Origin of the sequence: Tateyamaria omphalii (assembly GCF_014651375.1) — a bacterium.
GTDB lineage: Bacteria > Pseudomonadota > Alphaproteobacteria > Rhodobacterales > Rhodobacteraceae > Tateyamaria > Tateyamaria omphalii.
Map to the genome: position 1 here is coordinate 420,298 of NZ_BMWT01000001.1, position 15,074 is coordinate 435,371.

The 15,074-nt window shown below is 57.1% G+C and carries 16 protein-coding genes and 2 pseudogenes; 14 read left to right on the top strand and 4 right to left on the bottom strand.

Going from position 1 to position 15,074, the window contains the following annotated elements:
• The first annotated feature begins 50 nt into the window (after positions 1-50).
• From IE087_RS01995 to IE087_RS02015, 5 genes are all read left to right on the top strand, one after another.
• Positions 51-1,892, top strand: a complete 1,842-nt coding sequence (locus tag IE087_RS01995) for an ABC transporter ATP-binding protein (protein WP_189367244.1) — start codon at positions 51-53, stop codon at positions 1,890-1,892.
• The gene (locus tag IE087_RS02000; RefSeq protein ID WP_189367245.1) at positions 1,889-3,721 is read left to right on the top strand and encodes an ABC transporter ATP-binding protein; all 1,833 of its coding nucleotides are present in this window, start codon (positions 1,889-1,891) and stop codon (positions 3,719-3,721) included. The genes IE087_RS01995 and IE087_RS02000 overlap by 4 nt, the downstream gene beginning before the upstream one ends.
• A gap of 39 nt (positions 3,722-3,760) precedes the next feature.
• Complete coding sequence (locus IE087_RS02005; RefSeq protein ID WP_189367246.1) at positions 3,761-4,990, top strand: class I SAM-dependent RNA methyltransferase; 1,230 nt, start codon at positions 3,761-3,763, stop codon at positions 4,988-4,990.
• A gap of 11 nt (positions 4,991-5,001) precedes the next feature.
• Entirely contained in the window at positions 5,002-5,769 is a 768-nt protein-coding gene (locus IE087_RS02010; RefSeq protein WP_189367247.1) for an ion transporter, read from the top strand.
• Between the two features lie 104 nt (positions 5,770-5,873).
• Positions 5,874-6,374, top strand: coding sequence for a L,D-transpeptidase family protein (locus tag IE087_RS02015; protein ID WP_189367248.1), 501 nt, complete (start codon positions 5,874-5,876; stop codon positions 6,372-6,374).
• A 135-nt stretch (positions 6,375-6,509) separates the two neighbouring features.
• Here IE087_RS02015 and dalA read toward each other — a convergent pair.
• Positions 6,510-7,016 (bottom strand): annotated as a pseudogene (gene dalA / locus IE087_RS02020) (divisome-associated lipoprotein DalA); the annotation flags it as partial.
• Between the two features lie 171 nt (positions 7,017-7,187).
• Between dalA and IE087_RS02025 the strand changes: the two are divergent.
• Positions 7,188-7,781, top strand: coding sequence for a L,D-transpeptidase (locus IE087_RS02025; RefSeq protein ID WP_189367250.1), 594 nt, complete (start codon positions 7,188-7,190; stop codon positions 7,779-7,781).
• A 138-nt stretch (positions 7,782-7,919) separates the two neighbouring features.
• Positions 7,920-8,099: a hypothetical protein gene (locus IE087_RS02030; RefSeq protein ID WP_189367251.1), complete on the top strand. Its 180-nt coding sequence runs from the start codon at positions 7,920-7,922 to the stop codon at positions 8,097-8,099.
• Between the two features lie 70 nt (positions 8,100-8,169).
• On the opposite strand, the gene hemH is transcribed toward IE087_RS02030, so the two are convergent.
• Both hemH and IE087_RS02040 read right to left on the bottom strand, forming a co-directional pair.
• Complete coding sequence (gene hemH / locus IE087_RS02035) at positions 8,170-9,231, bottom strand: ferrochelatase (RefSeq protein ID WP_189367252.1); 1,062 nt, start codon at positions 9,229-9,231, stop codon at positions 8,170-8,172.
• Between the two features lie 54 nt (positions 9,232-9,285).
• On the bottom strand, positions 9,286-10,104 hold the full coding sequence (locus IE087_RS02040) for a methyltransferase domain-containing protein (RefSeq protein ID WP_189367253.1): 819 nt from the start codon (positions 10,102-10,104) through the stop codon (positions 9,286-9,288).
• Positions 10,105-10,125: 21 nt separating this feature from the next.
• Between IE087_RS02040 and IE087_RS23705 the strand changes: the two are divergent.
• The 5 genes and pseudogenes from IE087_RS23705 to IE087_RS02060 form a co-directional block, all read left to right on the top strand.
• Positions 10,126-10,314, top strand: a pseudogene (locus tag IE087_RS23705) (double zinc ribbon domain-containing protein); the annotation flags it as partial.
• Between the two features lie 63 nt (positions 10,315-10,377).
• On the top strand, positions 10,378-10,851 hold the full coding sequence (locus IE087_RS02045; RefSeq protein WP_308425431.1) for a ComF family protein: 474 nt from the start codon (positions 10,378-10,380) through the stop codon (positions 10,849-10,851).
• Positions 10,852-10,892: 41 nt separating this feature from the next.
• The gene (grxC, locus tag IE087_RS02050) at positions 10,893-11,150 is read left to right on the top strand and encodes a glutaredoxin 3 (RefSeq protein WP_189367254.1); all 258 of its coding nucleotides are present in this window, start codon (positions 10,893-10,895) and stop codon (positions 11,148-11,150) included.
• The gene (locus IE087_RS02055) at positions 11,151-11,981 is read left to right on the top strand and encodes a carbon-nitrogen hydrolase family protein (protein ID WP_189367255.1); all 831 of its coding nucleotides are present in this window, start codon (positions 11,151-11,153) and stop codon (positions 11,979-11,981) included.
• 6 nt (positions 11,982-11,987) lie between these two features.
• Complete coding sequence (locus tag IE087_RS02060) at positions 11,988-12,440, top strand: MarR family winged helix-turn-helix transcriptional regulator (RefSeq protein WP_189367256.1); 453 nt, start codon at positions 11,988-11,990, stop codon at positions 12,438-12,440.
• On the opposite strand, the gene ubiG is transcribed toward IE087_RS02060, so the two are convergent.
• Complete coding sequence (gene ubiG, locus IE087_RS02065) at positions 12,427-13,173, bottom strand: bifunctional 2-polyprenyl-6-hydroxyphenol methylase/3-demethylubiquinol 3-O-methyltransferase UbiG (protein WP_189367257.1); 747 nt, start codon at positions 13,171-13,173, stop codon at positions 12,427-12,429. The genes IE087_RS02060 and ubiG overlap by 14 nt on opposite strands.
• A gap of 49 nt (positions 13,174-13,222) precedes the next feature.
• On the opposite strand from ubiG, the gene pip reads away from it, so the two are divergent.
• Together pip and IE087_RS02075 are read left to right on the top strand one after the other, a co-directional pair.
• On the top strand, positions 13,223-14,194 hold the full coding sequence (pip, locus tag IE087_RS02070) for a prolyl aminopeptidase (protein ID WP_189367258.1): 972 nt from the start codon (positions 13,223-13,225) through the stop codon (positions 14,192-14,194).
• Complete coding sequence (locus IE087_RS02075) at positions 14,191-14,961, top strand: ABC transporter substrate-binding protein (RefSeq protein ID WP_189367259.1); 771 nt, start codon at positions 14,191-14,193, stop codon at positions 14,959-14,961. The genes pip and IE087_RS02075 overlap by 4 nt, the downstream gene beginning before the upstream one ends.
• The last annotated feature ends 113 nt before the right edge of the window (positions 14,962-15,074 follow it).

Genomic DNA, 15,074 nt, shown 5'->3' on the forward strand with positions numbered 1-15,074 from the left:
CCATCGCCCGTGTCACATGCCTATTGCACTAAAATTCTGCGGAACCCGTCATGTTCAAGTTCTTTGAATCGCTCGTCGATCCTTATCTTCCCTACGCTGAAAACGACACGCCGCCGACCAAACTGTGGCCGTTTCTGCGCGAGTATCTGAGGCCATTCCGGGCGGTGATCGCCATCACCTTTGTCTTCAGCACGGTGGTGGCATTCGGGGAAATCCTGCTGATCTGGTATGTGGCACGTATCGTGGACCTGCTCGCACAGGGTACGCCAGAGATGATCATTCCGGAATATGGCCTTGAGTTCACACTTGTCGCCCTGTGGGTTCTCGTGCTGCGCACTGTCATGGGTTTTGTCGATGTGGCGTTGCTGCACAACACGCTTTTGCCCAACCTTGGCACGCTTATCCGTTGGCGGTCACACAGGCACGTGCTGCGCCAGTCGGTCGGCTGGTTTGAGGATGATTTTGCTGGACGCATCGCCAACCGTATCATGCAAACGCCACCTGCGACGGGCGAGGCGATGTTCCAGGTGCTTGATGCCGGGTCATTCTTTGCGGTGTCGGTCATTGGTGCCGTCATCTTGTTGATGAGCTTCGATCTGTGGCTGGCACTGCCGTTGATCTTCTGGATTGTGGGGTATCTGCTTTTACTACGCTGGGTCATCCGCCGTGCAGGCCCCGCAGCCAAGGCCAGTTCGGATGCGCGCAGCGCAATCACCGGTCGGGTTGTCGACAGCTACTCCAACATCCACTCGGTCAAAATGTTCGCCCATCATGATCGCGAGGTCGACTATGCCAAAGACGCTATCGAGAACGCGCGCCAAACGTTCATGAAAGAGATGCGCATTGTCGTGAAAATGGATGTGTGTCTGACCGTCCTGAACGCCGCCATGATCGTGTCCATGGGCGGGCTTGCGATCTGGCTGTGGATTGGTGGATTCACGACCGAGGGGATGGTGGCCGCCGCTCTGACAATTGCGCTGCGGCTCAACAACATGACTTATTGGATCATGTGGGCCATGACATCGCTGGTACAGAACCTTGGTATCATTTCTGAGGGGATGGAAACGATTGCTCAGCCCGTTACCCTTGTGGACGCGCCAAACGCTAAATCGCTGGAGTTGACCCGGGGCGAGATTGCCTTGCACGGTTTGACGCACCACTACGGGCGCGGCAGCGGTGGGTTGCAAGCGGTCTCGACTGTTATTCACCCCGGTGAAAAAGTTGGACTGGTTGGACGATCTGGTGCAGGCAAGTCGACTCTCGTCAAGTTGCTTTTGCGTTTCTACGATGCCGAAGATGGGCATATCACCATCGACGGGCAGGACATCGCCAAGGTGACCCAGGACAGCCTGCGCCTGAACATCGGTATGGTGCAGCAGGACAGTTCGCTTTTGCACCGCTCGGTGCGTGACAACATCCTCTACGGCCGCCCCGACGCGACGGAGGAGGAGATGCTGGAAGCCGCCCGTCAGGCTCAGGCGCACGAATTCATTCTTGATCTTGCCGACCCGGAGGGTCGCACGGGATATGATGCGCAAGTCGGCGAGCGGGGTGTGAAGCTGTCGGGTGGTCAGCGTCAGCGCATCACCTTGGCCCGCATCATCCTCAAGAATGCACCGATCCTAGTGTTGGACGAGGCGACAAGTGCGCTTGATAGCGAGGTTGAGGCAGCCATTCAGGACACCCTCTACCAGATGATGGAAGATAAAACGGTGATCGCGATTGCGCACCGTCTGTCCACCATTGCCGAAATGGATCGCATCCTGGTTCTTGATAATGGTGAAATCGTAGAAGACGGATCACATGACGCGCTTTTGGCTCAGGGTGGCCTATATGCAGATCTCTGGGCACGCCAATCCGGCGGGTTCCTGGCGACCGAGGCAGCAGAGTGAAGATTTCCAATTGGATAGACTCTTTTCGAAGAGCAGAAGGACCACCGCCACAGACGTTGTGGCCCTTCCTGCGCTGGTGCATATCTGGCGCTTGGCCAGCGCTTTGGCTCGCCGCATTCTGTTCAGCAGCCGCAGGCGCGCTGGAGGCGGGCACGGCGTTGATTCTGGGTATGGTGATCGACGCGACGGTTCAGTTAGGCCCTGATGGCTTCTTTTCTGTCTCCAACATCGGTCTTTTGGCAGGTGCATTGGCATTTTTTCTGGTTGCGCGTCCGATCCTGTTCGGGCTCAGCGCGGCCACGAACGCAATCATTGTTCAGCCGAATGTAAACCCGCTCGTTCTGTCGCGTTTGCACCGTTGGACATTGGGTCAGTCCGTCACATTTTTTGATGACGATTTTGCCGGGCGCATTGCGCAAAAGCAGATGCAGGCCGCGCGCGCGGTGACGGATATCGTATCTGAATTCATTAACGTGGTGGCCTTTGCGCTCGCGTCACTGCTGGGGTCCATCCTTTTGCTGCTTGCCATCGACTGGCGGGTTGCGATTGGCTTCGCCATTTGGCTCGTTGCGTATTTCTCGCTCATCCGATGGTATTTGCCGCGAATTCGAAAGCGGTCGGCTGCCCGCGCGTCAGCGCGGGCCATGGTGTCCGGTCAGGTCGTGGACACGATTACCAACATAAAAACAGTCAAGCTGTTCGCCCACGATGATCACGAGGATCAGGCAGCGCTGGGCGCCATGGGGCGGTTCCGCAAAACCTCTGTCGATTTCGGTATATTGTCTGCAGGGTTTCGCTTTGCCTTGATGACTCTCGCGGGTCTGTTGCCCGTCTTCCTGTTGGGCGGCACGATCCTGATGTGGCGACAAGGGATCGCGACACCCGGAGATATCGTTGCATCGGGCGCCATCGCGATCCGTATTGCGCAGATGACCGGATGGGTCAGTTTCACGCTCATGGCGATCTATTCTAACGTGGGCGAGGTCGAGGATGGGATGCGCACCCTGACGCCCCGTACCCGCGTGCAAGATGCGCCGGACGCTCAGCCACTTACTGACGTGCGGGGCGAAATCCGCTTTGATCATCTTGGTTTTTCCTACGGACGGAAAACGGGCGGGATCACTGATATCAACATGCATATTGCCGCCGGTGAAAAGGTCGGAATTGTAGGTGCATCAGGTGCAGGCAAATCCACACTCGTGTCGCTTCTTTTGCGTCTCTACGACGGAGAAGAAGGCAAAGTGCTGATCGATGAGAACGACATCAGCGACGTGACCCAGGACAGCCTGAGGCACAATATCGGCATGGTCACGCAGGAAACGGCCATGTTCAATCGATCCGCGCGTGACAACATTCTGTATGGTCGCCCTGACGCGTCCGAAGATGACATGATCGCCGCCGCCAAGAAGGCAGAGGCGCACGACTTCATCCTTGATTTGCAGGACCACAAGGGACGCACTGGGTATGATGCTCATCTTGGTGAGCGTGGTGTGAAGCTCTCGGGCGGTCAGCGCCAGCGCATCGCCTTGGCTCGGGCCATCCTGAAAGATGCGCCGATCCTGGTGCTGGACGAAGCGACCAGTGCGCTTGACAGCGAGGTTGAGGCGTCGATACAGGCGGCCCTGTCCCGTGTGATGGAAGGCAAGACTGTGCTGGCCATTGCCCACCGTCTGTCAACCTTGACCGAGATGGATCGGATTATCGTCATGGATCAAGGCCGCATCGTTGAAGAAGGACCGCATGACACGCTGCTTGCGAAAGGTGGGCTATATGCCCGTTATTGGCAGCGTCAGTCGGGCGGTTTTATCAGCACGCGTGCTGCGGAATAGGGCTTTTGCAAAGCAACGACACGATTTAGGCCACCGCACATGAAAACGGTAACAATTGAACGACTTGGCCAGCAGGGCGATGGTATCGCGTCAGGCCCGATCTTTGTCCCCCTCGCTCTGCCGGGTGAGGTGGTGACGGGAACATTGGATGGGGCACAGCTGGCCGAGCCTCGGATCGAGACACCATCGCCGGACCGCGTGTCACCGCCCTGCCCTCATTTCCGATCCTGTGGCGGCTGTCAGATGCAGCATGCAAGTGATGGGCTCGTGGCGGATTGGAAGCGTGACATCGTTGTTTCTGCATTGAAAAAACACGGATTAGAGACTGATGTTCGACAAACCGTAACATCCGCTGACCGATCGCGACGCCGTGCAGTCTTTGCGGCGCGTCGGACAAAAAAAGGGGCCATGGCCGGTTTCCATGCTCGTAAATCTGACGCCATCATTCCGGTCCCAAACTGCAGTCTTGTAACGCCCGCGCTCTTGGCTGGGCTGAAGCTGTCTGAAGATTTGGCCGTCGCTGGAGCCAGTCGAAAAGCGGCGCTGGCCGTGACTGTCACCGACAGTCTGGAAGGTTTGGACGCGGCTGTTTCAGGGGGCAAGCCGCTGGATGGCCCACTGCGAAGCGCATTGGCTGCACTTTGTGAACAGTATCGTCTGGCTCGACTGACTTGGGACGACGAATTGATCGGTATGCGCGTCCCCCCTGCGCAAAGGGTGGGAAAAGCGCAGGTTGTTCCGCCGGCGGGCGCATTCCTTCAGGCCACCGAACACGGACAAAGAATACTGACGGATTTGGTTAAAGAAATTGTTGGGCCCGCCAAATCAGTTGCAGACCTTTTTGCCGGATGCGGTACCTTCGCATTGCCCCTCGCAGAAAATGCCGAGGTGCATGCAGTCGAAGGATCGACTGATATGATTGCAGCCCTTGATGCAGGTTGGCGGCAGGCACGAGGGCTCAAGCGGGTCACAACCGAAGCTCGCGACCTGTTTCGCCGTCCTCTTTTACCGGATGAGCTTGCCCGCTGCGATGCAGTTGTGATTGACCCGCCTCGGGCTGGGGCCGTCGCGCAGATCGCTGAGCTGGCGGCCGCGCAAGTGCCCGTGATCGCGCATGTTTCCTGCAACCCTCAGACTTTTGCGCGTGATGCCGAAACTTTGTGCAACGCTGGATATGTGCTGGATCGGGTGCAACCGGTGGACCAGTTCCGCTGGTCTGCCCATGTGGAACTTGTCGGTGCCTTCCGTTTGGCCCATATCGCCGCGTGAAGGAGAGCACAATGGACCGCACCGCCCTCGCTCGTTGGCTGGAAAGCCCGCGTGTTACGAACACCATCATCGCGATCATCATCCTGAACGCCATAACGCTTGGGCTTGAGACATCAGAGACAGCGATGTCGGTCGCGGGCGGATTGATTGTGACCATCGACAAGGCATGTCTGAGCATTTTCACAGCTGAAATCATTGCCAAACTGATTGCGTATCGCGGCCGCTTTTTCCGCAATGGATGGAACGTATTTGATTTCGTCATTGTTGGGATCGCACTGGTGCCAAATGCAGGCGGCCTGTCTGTTTTGCGGGCGCTGCGCATCTTGCGGGTGTTGCGTGTGATTTCGGTCGCGCCCAGCCTGCGGCGTGTGGTCGAAGGGTTTGTGACCGCCCTGCCCGGCATGGGCAGCGTGTTTTTGTTGATGGCGTTGATCTTCTATATCGGCGCAGTCATGGCTACCAAGCTGTTCGCCAGCAGTTTTCCGGATTGGTTTGGTGATCTGGGCCTGAGTGCCTATTCGCTGTTTCAGATCATGACGCTTGAATCATGGTCGATGGGCATCGTCCGTCCGGTGATGGAGGTTTATCCGTATGCCTGGATGTTCTTTGTGCCTTTTATCATGGTTACGACCTTTGCCGTGGTGAACCTGTTGGTGGGTCTGATCGTCAATTCGATGCAGGATGCCCATGCCGAGGAAAGCAATGCGGCGACGGATAGTTATCGGGACGAAGTGCTGAAGCGTCTGGATGCAATTGAAGCCCAGTTGAAAGACAAATGATCACAGTCTGGTGATCTATACGGGCAAAAACCGTCTAGGCGAGCTGGCGCAAACCGTGGTATTTTCACTGCAAACAAAAAACATTCCATTGGGACAGGACTATCATGAAGCGCAGACATCTAATGATGGGTGGGGCCGCAGCTATGTCGCTGGGCGCCTGTTCTTCTCCAAGCAAATTTCGAACATATAGCGGCCCGGACGTCACCTATATCGTGGTGAATAAAGAAGCGCGGCGCATGTACCTTTTGCACGATGACAAAGTCCTGAAGGACTACGTCATAGACCTTGGATTTGCGCCAATCGGCGACAAGTTCTTTGAAGGGGATGGGCGCACGCCCGAAGGCACCTACCTTATTGACCGGCGAAACCCGAACAGTCAGTTCCATCTTTCACTGGGTATTTCGTATCCCAACGAGCGCGACCGCGCAGAAGCCGCGGCACTTGGAAAACCGCCGGGTGGTGACATCTTCATTCACGGCGAATCCAGCCCCTTCAAGCGGCGGCGTAGCGACTGGACATGGGGCTGCATTGCGGTTCCCAACCGCGAGATGGAAGATGTTTACGCCATGGTCCGCAATGGCACGCCAATCCAGATCAACCCCTAGCGGAACTTAGCTCGCAGGTGTTGTGATGATCACAGCACCCTCGTCCGTTTCGCCGATGGCAGTCTCTTCAGGATCAGGTGGCACAAGACGCGAAGCAGACGGGTTCGCCGCCGGGATCAGGGGTGTGTTGGACGGGTTGCCCATCACCATGGTCCACCAGATCTTGCCATTTCTCTCCTGGAACCAGGCGAATCCCATGTCCCGTGCCTGTGGGGACAGGATCGTGCGGCGCGTATCGGGCTGCTCCATCCATGCGGCCAGGGTCTCAAGCTCGGTCTCATAGGTTTCCGAGATGTTTTCGCCGACAAGGCTTCCAGTGTAGCCGACGCGCTGCAGGCGATCGATCGGGGATGAACCATCGGACCCGAAGTGCCACGGACGGTTCTGCAAAGACATATCCCGCGAGTGCGTCGCAGCAGCAGCATTCAATTGAGGATCAAGCTCAACGGCTGCTGCGCCCTGTGCGCTGCGCAATGCGTTGACTGAGTCCAGCATACGGAACTGGAGTTTCGCCGTATCGCCGCTGCGGATACGGTAGAGTTTGGGTGCTGAACGCCCATCATCATCCAGTGTTGGTGCACTTGGCGTTGTACAAGCCGCAAGAGAAAGAAGAGCGACCAGAAGGACCGAGAGAATTCGCATTGTTCCTGCACATCATCTTTGTTGTTTTTAACTCGATAGCGGCTTGAACGTTGCATTACAAACCCACATCGGCGTGATGCTGCGTGATGACATCTGTTTGATTTGCGACTGCGACTTTCAGGCAATATTCTTCCGCCGATTGGCAGGATTACACCACCGGAGAGGCATTCAATGTCCAAGAATTCGTTTAATACACCAAGTCGGCGCGCTTTTTTGGCTGGCTCGGCCGCACTGATCGGCGCGCCTGCGTTGGCCCAGGATATTCCCGCTGGCCAAGCATCGCGCGATCCGAGTCTGTCTGCACGGCGAAACATCTCCAGCTTCCGTTCCCTGGACTGGCGGCCTTACTTCGACAACTTGCGCAATGGTGCGATTCTTGTCGATATCGATAGCCGCGCAGTGCACTACTGGAACGAAGAGCAGACAGTCTACAAGCTCTACCCTTCCAGCGTACCACTGACCGAAGACCTGACCCGTCGCGGCCGTACCCGTGTGATCCTCAAGGATCCCAAGCCGGATTGGCGTCCAACGCCGTCCATGAAAAAACGGAACCCCGAGTGGCCAGACTATATTGGACCGGGTCCTCAAAATCCGTTGGGCACACGTTCATTGCACCTAAGCTGGACGTACTACAGAATCCACGGCACTCATGATACGCGCAAGATTGGTCGCAAATCGTCGAACGGCTGTATCGGTTTGTACAACGAACATATCGAAGAGTTGTACGAAATGGCGAATGTCGGAACGCAAGTGTTGCTAATTTGACGACATTGGAGCGGATCGGCGGCTAAGTCCCTGAAACATGGTTTGCAATCGCCCTGTATTGCTGTTTACAGAGACTCACGAGGTAAGTCTTGGGTGCGTTCCAACGATAATTGTTGGTGCGCGTAACTGGAGGTTAATATGAAAAAACTCGTTCTCGCTGCTGCTTTGACTGCTGCTGCTTCGACCGCATTCGCCGGCGCTCCTGCTGAGCCGATCATCGAAGCACCCGTAATCGTTGAAGAGACGCAAAGCTCCTCAGGCGGGATCATCCTGCCCCTGCTTCTGCTGATCGTCGTAGCGGCTGCTGTTTCCGACTAATTGCCGGACTAACATCATTAAAAAGGCGGCTCGTTCTGAGCCGCCTTTTTTTGTTTGAAGGGAAGCGGACTTAGTCCAGCCAACCTCGCAAGTTTTCCCGGATAACCGTGCTGAGTGCATCAATATGCGCATCATCATCATTTAGACACGGAATATAGGTAAACTCCTCGCCGCCTGCTTCTTCGAAGCTTTCCTTGATCTCTTCATTGATCTCTTCAAGCGTTTCAATGCAATCGGCCGAGAATGCAGGCGCGCATACTGCTATGTTTTTCTTGCCTGTCTCGGCAAGCCGCGCCACCTCTTCGACCGTGTACGGCTTCAGCCACTCTTCCGGACCGAATTTAGACTGGAACGTGGTCGTGATCTCAGTGTCTTGCCAACCCAGCCGCTCTTTCAGCAGACGGGTCGTTTTCTGGCACTGACAGTGATACGGGTCGCCTTCCATCAAATACCGCAGCGGCACCCCATGGTAGCTGCAAACCAGAATGTCCGGGCGCGTATCCAACTCGCCATAAACCCGTTCGATGGACTGGGCCAATGCCTCAATATACTTCGGATGCTCGAAATATGGCTCAACCGTTCGCGTCGTCGGTTGCCACTTTTCCTCCATCAGCGCGCGAAAGAATTGGTCGTTCGCCGTTGCAGACGTTGCACCGGCGTAATGGGGGTACAAAGGGAAGAACAAGATCTTTTGACACCCGGCTTCAACCATCTCACGTACCTTCGATTTGGTTGATGGGTTGCCGTAGCGCATACAAAAATCAACCATAACCTGGTCGCCATATTGCGCGTGCATGGCATCTTTGATCTTGGACGTCTGATCCTTGGTGATGGTCATCAGAGGGCTTTCGCCTGCCTCTTCGTTCCAGATCGACTTGTACGCCGCGCCGGATGAAAACGGGCGTTTGGTCAATATGATCAGCTGCAAAAGCGGCTGCCAAATCCATGGGCTGTAGTCGATGACACGCTTGTCTGACAGGAACTCGCCGAGGTAGCGGCGCATTGACCAGTAGTCGTAGTTGTCCGGTGTCCCAAGGTTGGCAAGCAGGATACCCACGCGGGCGGGGGGAATGGCCGGATGGTCGTCCGCCGCGTGTGTCGGGCGGGTCGCGGTCTTGCTGGTGTCGAGCATCTGGGTCACATCCTAGTCTGCAATGCGCCTCAGATAAACGGTTTTGCCTACAGGTCAATCTGGCAGCGACGTTTCGTCCGTCCGAAGTGCGTCTGCCAGTCGCGCCTGTGCCGATCCAGGACGTAGCGGCTTTTGCTGGCTATCATCGGGCGCCCAGCCAGTCAGAACAATCAATTCGAAGCTTGCCATGATCCCGCCATCTGCCCCTGGAAAGGCGGTTTCATAAATACCTGCAGCGCGTTTCAGAATACCTGCTCGGGTGGAAGACCGTGACCGCGCGGTCAGTGCGTTGGCCTCGCCAATGGCACGCAGGTCATGCATCAAGTGCCACATCGACCGATACTCGGCTCGCAGCGGGACGGTATCTGCAACGGGCAAAGCCAATCCCGCGCGCTGCAGCAGTGCGCCAAGGTCCCGCACTTCGGCCATCGGCGCGACCCGCGGCGACAACCCACCAGTTTCTGCGATCTCGGCCTCGGCAAGACATGTGCGCAACTCATGCAGTGTCTGACCGCCCAAAGCCACGGCCAAAAACAGTCCGTCCGGACGCAGTGCGCGCCGGCACTGAATCAGTTGTCCCACCGGGTCGTTTGCCCAATGCAGACCAAGGCTATGGATCAACAAATCGTGTTCACCCTGTGAGAAGGGAAGAATATCGGACTCCCCCACAACCCGCGCGTTTGCCAGGCGTCCCTGCCACAAATCCGGAAATGCAGCCACGATCCCAGCAGATGAAAAGGATTTGTTAACCATCGCAACTCGATCCTCGACCTCGTCCCGTGCTGCTTCCTGCAAGAACAAGGCTGAGGTGTCTGCACGGGCGCGGTTGCGGATCAACGCCCGTAAGTCGGTCAATGGGGTCGGTTGCGTCATGGCGGGATAGGTAGGACAGGAATGGGGCTTTTACAAACGACGCTGACGGCAATCTATCCTCCGCGCTGTCTGGGGTGCGGAGACATGGTCGACAGCGACTTTGGCCTGTGCGGCGCGTGCTGGGGAAAAACCACATTTGTCGGTGGCACAATGTGCGACTCCTGTAGTGCACCTTTACCCGGTTCGAAGCAGGATGAAGTGGTGTATTGCGACGATTGCTTGCGAGCGCCAAAGCCTTGGAAACATGGGCGCGCCGCCCTGATCTATACCGGCATGGGCCGTAAGCTCGTCTTGCAACTCAAGCACGGAGACCGCCAGGAAATTGCCAAATCTGCTGCCGGATGGATGCGTCCGTCCGTGGTTGAAGTGGCCCCCGAAAACGCATTGATCGCTCCGGTGCCGCTTCATTGGATGCGGTTGGTCAAAAGGCGCTACAATCAGTCTGCCCTCATTGCCGCGCACTTGTCTTCGATGACTGGGCTTGAGCACTGTCCGGATTTGTTAGAACGCCAGCGCCGCACGCCATCCCTTGATGGCAAGACCAAGGGAGAACGGGCGGACATCCTGAACGGCGCAATCTGGGTCTCTGCCCGTCGCCGGCATCGCATCCTAAACCGGCCCGTCATTCTGGTTGATGATGTGATGACAACCGGTGCAACATTGGCCTCTTGCACTGAAGCTTGCCGTGCGGCAGGTGCAACCGAGGTGTGCGTCGCTGTACTGGCACGAGTTGCAAAAGATGCCTAAATACGCCGCAACTCGAAATATGGGCCAAAAGGACCTGCGCCATGAAAGCTGTTGAAATCTATACATCGCCCCTGTGCGGATTCTGCCACGCCGCGAAGCGTCTGCTAAAGGAAAAGGGTGTCGCATTCTCGGAAATCAACGTGCTCGCACAACCCAAGCGCAAGACTGAAATGATTCAGCGGGCTAATGGCGGACGGACCGTGCCGCAGATCTTTATCGGCGATACCCATGTCGGTGGCTGTGACGATCTTTATGCGCTTGAGCGTGAGGGCAAGCTTGACCCGTTGCTCGCTGCATAAATGAAAACGGCGCTGCTGCAGCTGAATGTATCTGACGATCCGGTGGCGAACCTGCCCCGGACTGTTCAGATGGTGCAGCAGGCTGTTGATATGGGTGCAGAGTTCATCCTGACGCCAGAGGTCACGAACTGCGTCAGCACAAGCCGCACGCATCAGCATGATGTTCTGCACCATCAGGATGACGACCCGACCCTTGGTGCCCTACGTGATCTGGCCAAGCAAAACGGTGTACACATTCTAATCGGATCGCTCGGGCTTAAGAGTGGTACGGAAGACAAACGGTTGTTAAACCGTTCTTTCCTGATTTGTCCCCGCGGGGACATAATCGCGCACTACGACAAAATTCATATGTTCGATGTCGCGATCAACAACACAGAGACGTTCCAAGAGTCGGCGGGATACCAACCTGGCACCCGCGCTGTATTGGCCAAAGCGGACTTTGGCGCGGTGGGAATGGCCATTTGCTACGATATGCGCTTTCCCAGATTGGCGGATGCTCTGGTTACGGCGGGGGCACACATTCTGACCTTTCCGGCGGCTTTCTCACCCGTCACTGGTGCGGCCCATTGGCACAGCTTGTTGCGGGCGCGCGCGATCGAAGGCGGGGCTTGGGTGATCGCACCCGCCCAAACAGGCACGCATTCCAGCGCCCTGAACAAAACACGCGACACCTACGGGCATAGCTTGGTGGTCGATCCATGGGGTGAGGTCATACTTGACGCAGGGACCGCCCCCGGCGTTTATGTCTTCGATCTGGACTTGGAAAAGGTGGCCGAGGCCCGCCGCCGTATCCCTTCACGGGAAAACGCGCGTTCGTTCGAGGGCCCCTGATGGCGCATGAGCACGGAAAAACAAGCACTGGCCATTTCGCTGTTCAGCGAGGTGTTGGCGGCAGACCAGATGGTCCGCAACCGCCTGAGCCGCGTGTTGCCCAAGGGGATGGAGATTTCCCACTTTTCCGTACTGAACCACCTGGCCTGGCACGAGGGTGAACGCAGCCCCGCGCAACTGGCCGAGACGTTCAACGTCACGCGCGGTGCGATGACAAACACGCTCAGCCGTCTGGAGTGGGCGGGCTATGTTCATATTCGCCCAGATTGGGACGACGCGCGACGCAAGATGATCGCCATCAGCCCTGCGGGGCGGCGTGCCCGCGATCAGGCGCTGAGCGCAATCGCCCCCATGGTGGGCGACGTGATTGATCAGTTGGGTGAGGACGGCGTGCGCGCCACGCTGCCCATTCTGCGTCAGTTGCGCGAACAGTTGGCCAAGAAACCTAAGCCGGATTAAGGCTGGCCGTAACGTAGTTCACGCTCAGATCGGTATCCGACAATTTCCATCCCCAGGTCAGCGGATTGAAGATGAACCCCTTGCGATCCACAGGGTCGAGGCCCGCGTTCCGCATCAGATCAAACAGTTCGTCGGGGGTAATGAACTTGTTCCACTCATGTGTACCCTTGGGCAGCCAGCGCATAACATGCTCAGCCCCGATGATTGCCATCAGATAGGATTTTGGATTCCGGTTGATGGTCGAGCAGATATGCAGCCCGCCTGGCTTCAAAAGCTGGCGGCACGCGGTCAGATAGCTGAGGGGGTCGGCCACGTGCTCGACCACTTCCATATTCAGAACGACGTCGAACTGTTCACCGGCAGCGGCCATATCCTCGGCTGTGGTGTGGCGATAGTCGATGGTCAAATCCGATTGCTCGGCATGCACCTGTGCCACCGGGATGTTGCGTTCCGCGGCGTCGGCCCCAACAACTTCCGCGCCCAGCCGCGCCATAGGTTCTGACAGCAAACCACCACCACAACCGATATCAAGGATTCGCAAACCTTCGAACGGCTGTGATGATGTCAGATCTCGATCAAACTCTGCTGCGATCTGGGTCGTGATGTAGTCCAACCTGCACGGATTCAGCATGTGCAGCGGCTTGAATTTCCCGTTCGGATCCCACCATTCCGCTGCCATCGCCTCGAATTTTGCGATTTCTGACGGGTCAACGGTGGTTTGATGCGTTTGCATTTGCGTCTCCGTATGCTCATGTGGCTCTCAAGCCCTATGTAGGTCAGTAATGGACAAACACAGCGATCAAAAGCGCGCGGTACAATATCTGTATCCGCCTATGGACCCCTACGACCAACGGATGTTCGAAGTTGGGCAGGGACACCGGATTTATGTCGAGCAATGCGGCAATCCAGATGGTGTGCCCGTCGTCGTTCTGCATGGCGGCCCCGGTGGCGGGTGCAGCCCGGCGATGCGGAGATATTTTGACCCCGAGCACTACCGCGTCATTCTGTTCGATCAACGTGGCTGCGGCCGGTCCCGTCCGCATGCCTCTGTCATGAACAACACGACATGGCATCTCGTCGATGACATCGAAATGATTCGCAAAACGCTGGATATTGACGCCTGGATTGTCTTTGGCGGCAGTTGGGGTGCGACACTCGCCCTGATCTATGCTGAGGCGCACCCGTCACGTGTCCGCAACCTGGTTTTGCGGGGCGTCTTCCTGATGACCCAGGCCGAGCTGGATTGGTTCTATGGAGGCGGGGCAGGCAAGTTCTGGCCGGAGGTGTGGGCGCGGTTCGAAGGTTTAATCCCTGAAGACGAGCGGGGCGATCTGATCGGCGCTTACAACAGGCGCCTGTTTTCGGGGGATGTTGCGTTGGAAACGCGTTTTGCCCGTGCATGGTCTGCATGGGAGAATGCGTTGGCGTCGATCCATTCTTCCGGATCTGGGGGTGAAGCGCCGGGGGACTATGCACGCGCTTTTGCTAGACTTGAGAATCACTATTTCACCAATGCCGGGTTTCTGGACTTTGACGGTCAGATTCTCGCCCATGCGGGGCGGATCAAGCATATTCCGGGCACCATCGTGCAAGGCCGATACGACATGATCTGTCCGCCCGACAGTGCGTATGCGTTGGCGCAGGCATGGCCGATGGGCGAGTTGAAAATGATCCGAAATGCGGGTCATGCCTTGTCTGAACCGGGGATTTCGGCTGAACTGGTGCGCACTATGGACAGGATTGCAGGAAAATGACCCGGATCGACCGCCGCGCGCTTTTTGCTTCCGGTGCTGCCGCCGCTTTGCTGACGGCGACCGGCGCGTCGGCGCTGCCGCAACGGGGTGGGCGTTTGCGGGCGGCTTTGTCGCCTGAATTGTTTGATCAGGCGGTTGCGGCGACGGTCTTTGATAATCTGACAGAGATCGCGGCGGATGGCACATTGCGGGGCGAGTTGGCGACAGAATGGTCGTCTGATGCAGAGGCACGCGTGTGGCAGTTCGGTCTGCGGGAGGGTGTAACATTCCACGATGGCAGCGCGTTTGATGCGTCGGCTATATCAGGATTGATCTGGGAGTCTGAGGTATTGGACCCGCTGACCCTTCAGATCACTTTGGACACGCCCAACCCCAGCTTGCCCTATCTGTTGGCGCAACCGGGGTTCGAGGTGCGCGGTGCCACGGGAACCGGAATGTACCAAGTCCAGAAGCTCGATGACAGCCGTCACTTCATTGGCACCCGCGTGCAAAACCACTGGAAGCAGAACGCAGGTTGGTTCGACAGCGTGGAGTTCGTTCAATTCAGTGCGGACAGTGTACGAGGTGAGGCGCTGCGTGATGGGTTGGTGGATGTGGCCGACGTCATCTTCTTGGATGACTATGCCGACCCGCGCGATTTTCAGACGCTGCCCAACGCTCACTCCCCAACGCATATCGCAAGCCGCTCGGTCACCGTGCCCGTAACAGTCGGAAAATCCTGGCCACTGGACAACCTGCGCATGGCGGAACGATGGTGGATGGCCTGAGCTAAACCGCATGGGGCTTGCAGACTCACCCCCTCATGCGTATATGCCTTTCAACAGCGGCGCGCTGGGGTCCAAACCCAACGCTCCACCGGGAAACATCGACGGGCCGCGCG

Bases quoted from the DNA above. Each gene is read 5' to 3' on its own strand.
- IE087_RS01995 (WP_189367244.1), top strand. From the start codon at position 51: ATGTTCAAGTTCTTTGAATCGCTCGTCGATCCTTATCTTCCCTACGCT.
- IE087_RS02005 (WP_189367246.1), top strand. From the start codon at position 3,761: ATGAAAACGGTAACAATTGAACGACTTGGCCAGCAGGGCGATGGTATC.
- IE087_RS02010 (WP_189367247.1), top strand. From the start codon at position 5,002: ATGGACCGCACCGCCCTCGCTCGTTGGCTGGAAAGCCCGCGTGTTACG.
- IE087_RS02015 (WP_189367248.1), top strand. From the start codon at position 5,874: ATGAAGCGCAGACATCTAATGATGGGTGGGGCCGCAGCTATGTCGCTG.
- IE087_RS02025 (WP_189367250.1), top strand. From the start codon at position 7,188: ATGTCCAAGAATTCGTTTAATACACCAAGTCGGCGCGCTTTTTTGGCT.
- IE087_RS02030 (WP_189367251.1), top strand. From the start codon at position 7,920: ATGAAAAAACTCGTTCTCGCTGCTGCTTTGACTGCTGCTGCTTCGACC.
- hemH (WP_189367252.1), bottom strand. From the start codon at position 9,231: ATGCTCGACACCAGCAAGACCGCGACCCGCCCGACACACGCGGCGGAC.
- IE087_RS02040 (WP_189367253.1), bottom strand. From the start codon at position 10,104: ATGACGCAACCGACCCCATTGACCGACTTACGGGCGTTGATCCGCAAC.
- IE087_RS02045 (WP_308425431.1), top strand. From the start codon at position 10,378: ATGGGCCGTAAGCTCGTCTTGCAACTCAAGCACGGAGACCGCCAGGAA.
- grxC (WP_189367254.1), top strand. From the start codon at position 10,893: ATGAAAGCTGTTGAAATCTATACATCGCCCCTGTGCGGATTCTGCCAC.
- IE087_RS02055 (WP_189367255.1), top strand. From the start codon at position 11,151: ATGAAAACGGCGCTGCTGCAGCTGAATGTATCTGACGATCCGGTGGCG.
- IE087_RS02060 (WP_189367256.1), top strand. From the start codon at position 11,988: ATGAGCACGGAAAAACAAGCACTGGCCATTTCGCTGTTCAGCGAGGTG.
- ubiG (WP_189367257.1), bottom strand. From the start codon at position 13,173: ATGCAAACGCATCAAACCACCGTTGACCCGTCAGAAATCGCAAAATTC.
- pip (WP_189367258.1), top strand. From the start codon at position 13,223: ATGGACAAACACAGCGATCAAAAGCGCGCGGTACAATATCTGTATCCG.
- IE087_RS02075 (WP_189367259.1), top strand. From the start codon at position 14,191: ATGACCCGGATCGACCGCCGCGCGCTTTTTGCTTCCGGTGCTGCCGCC.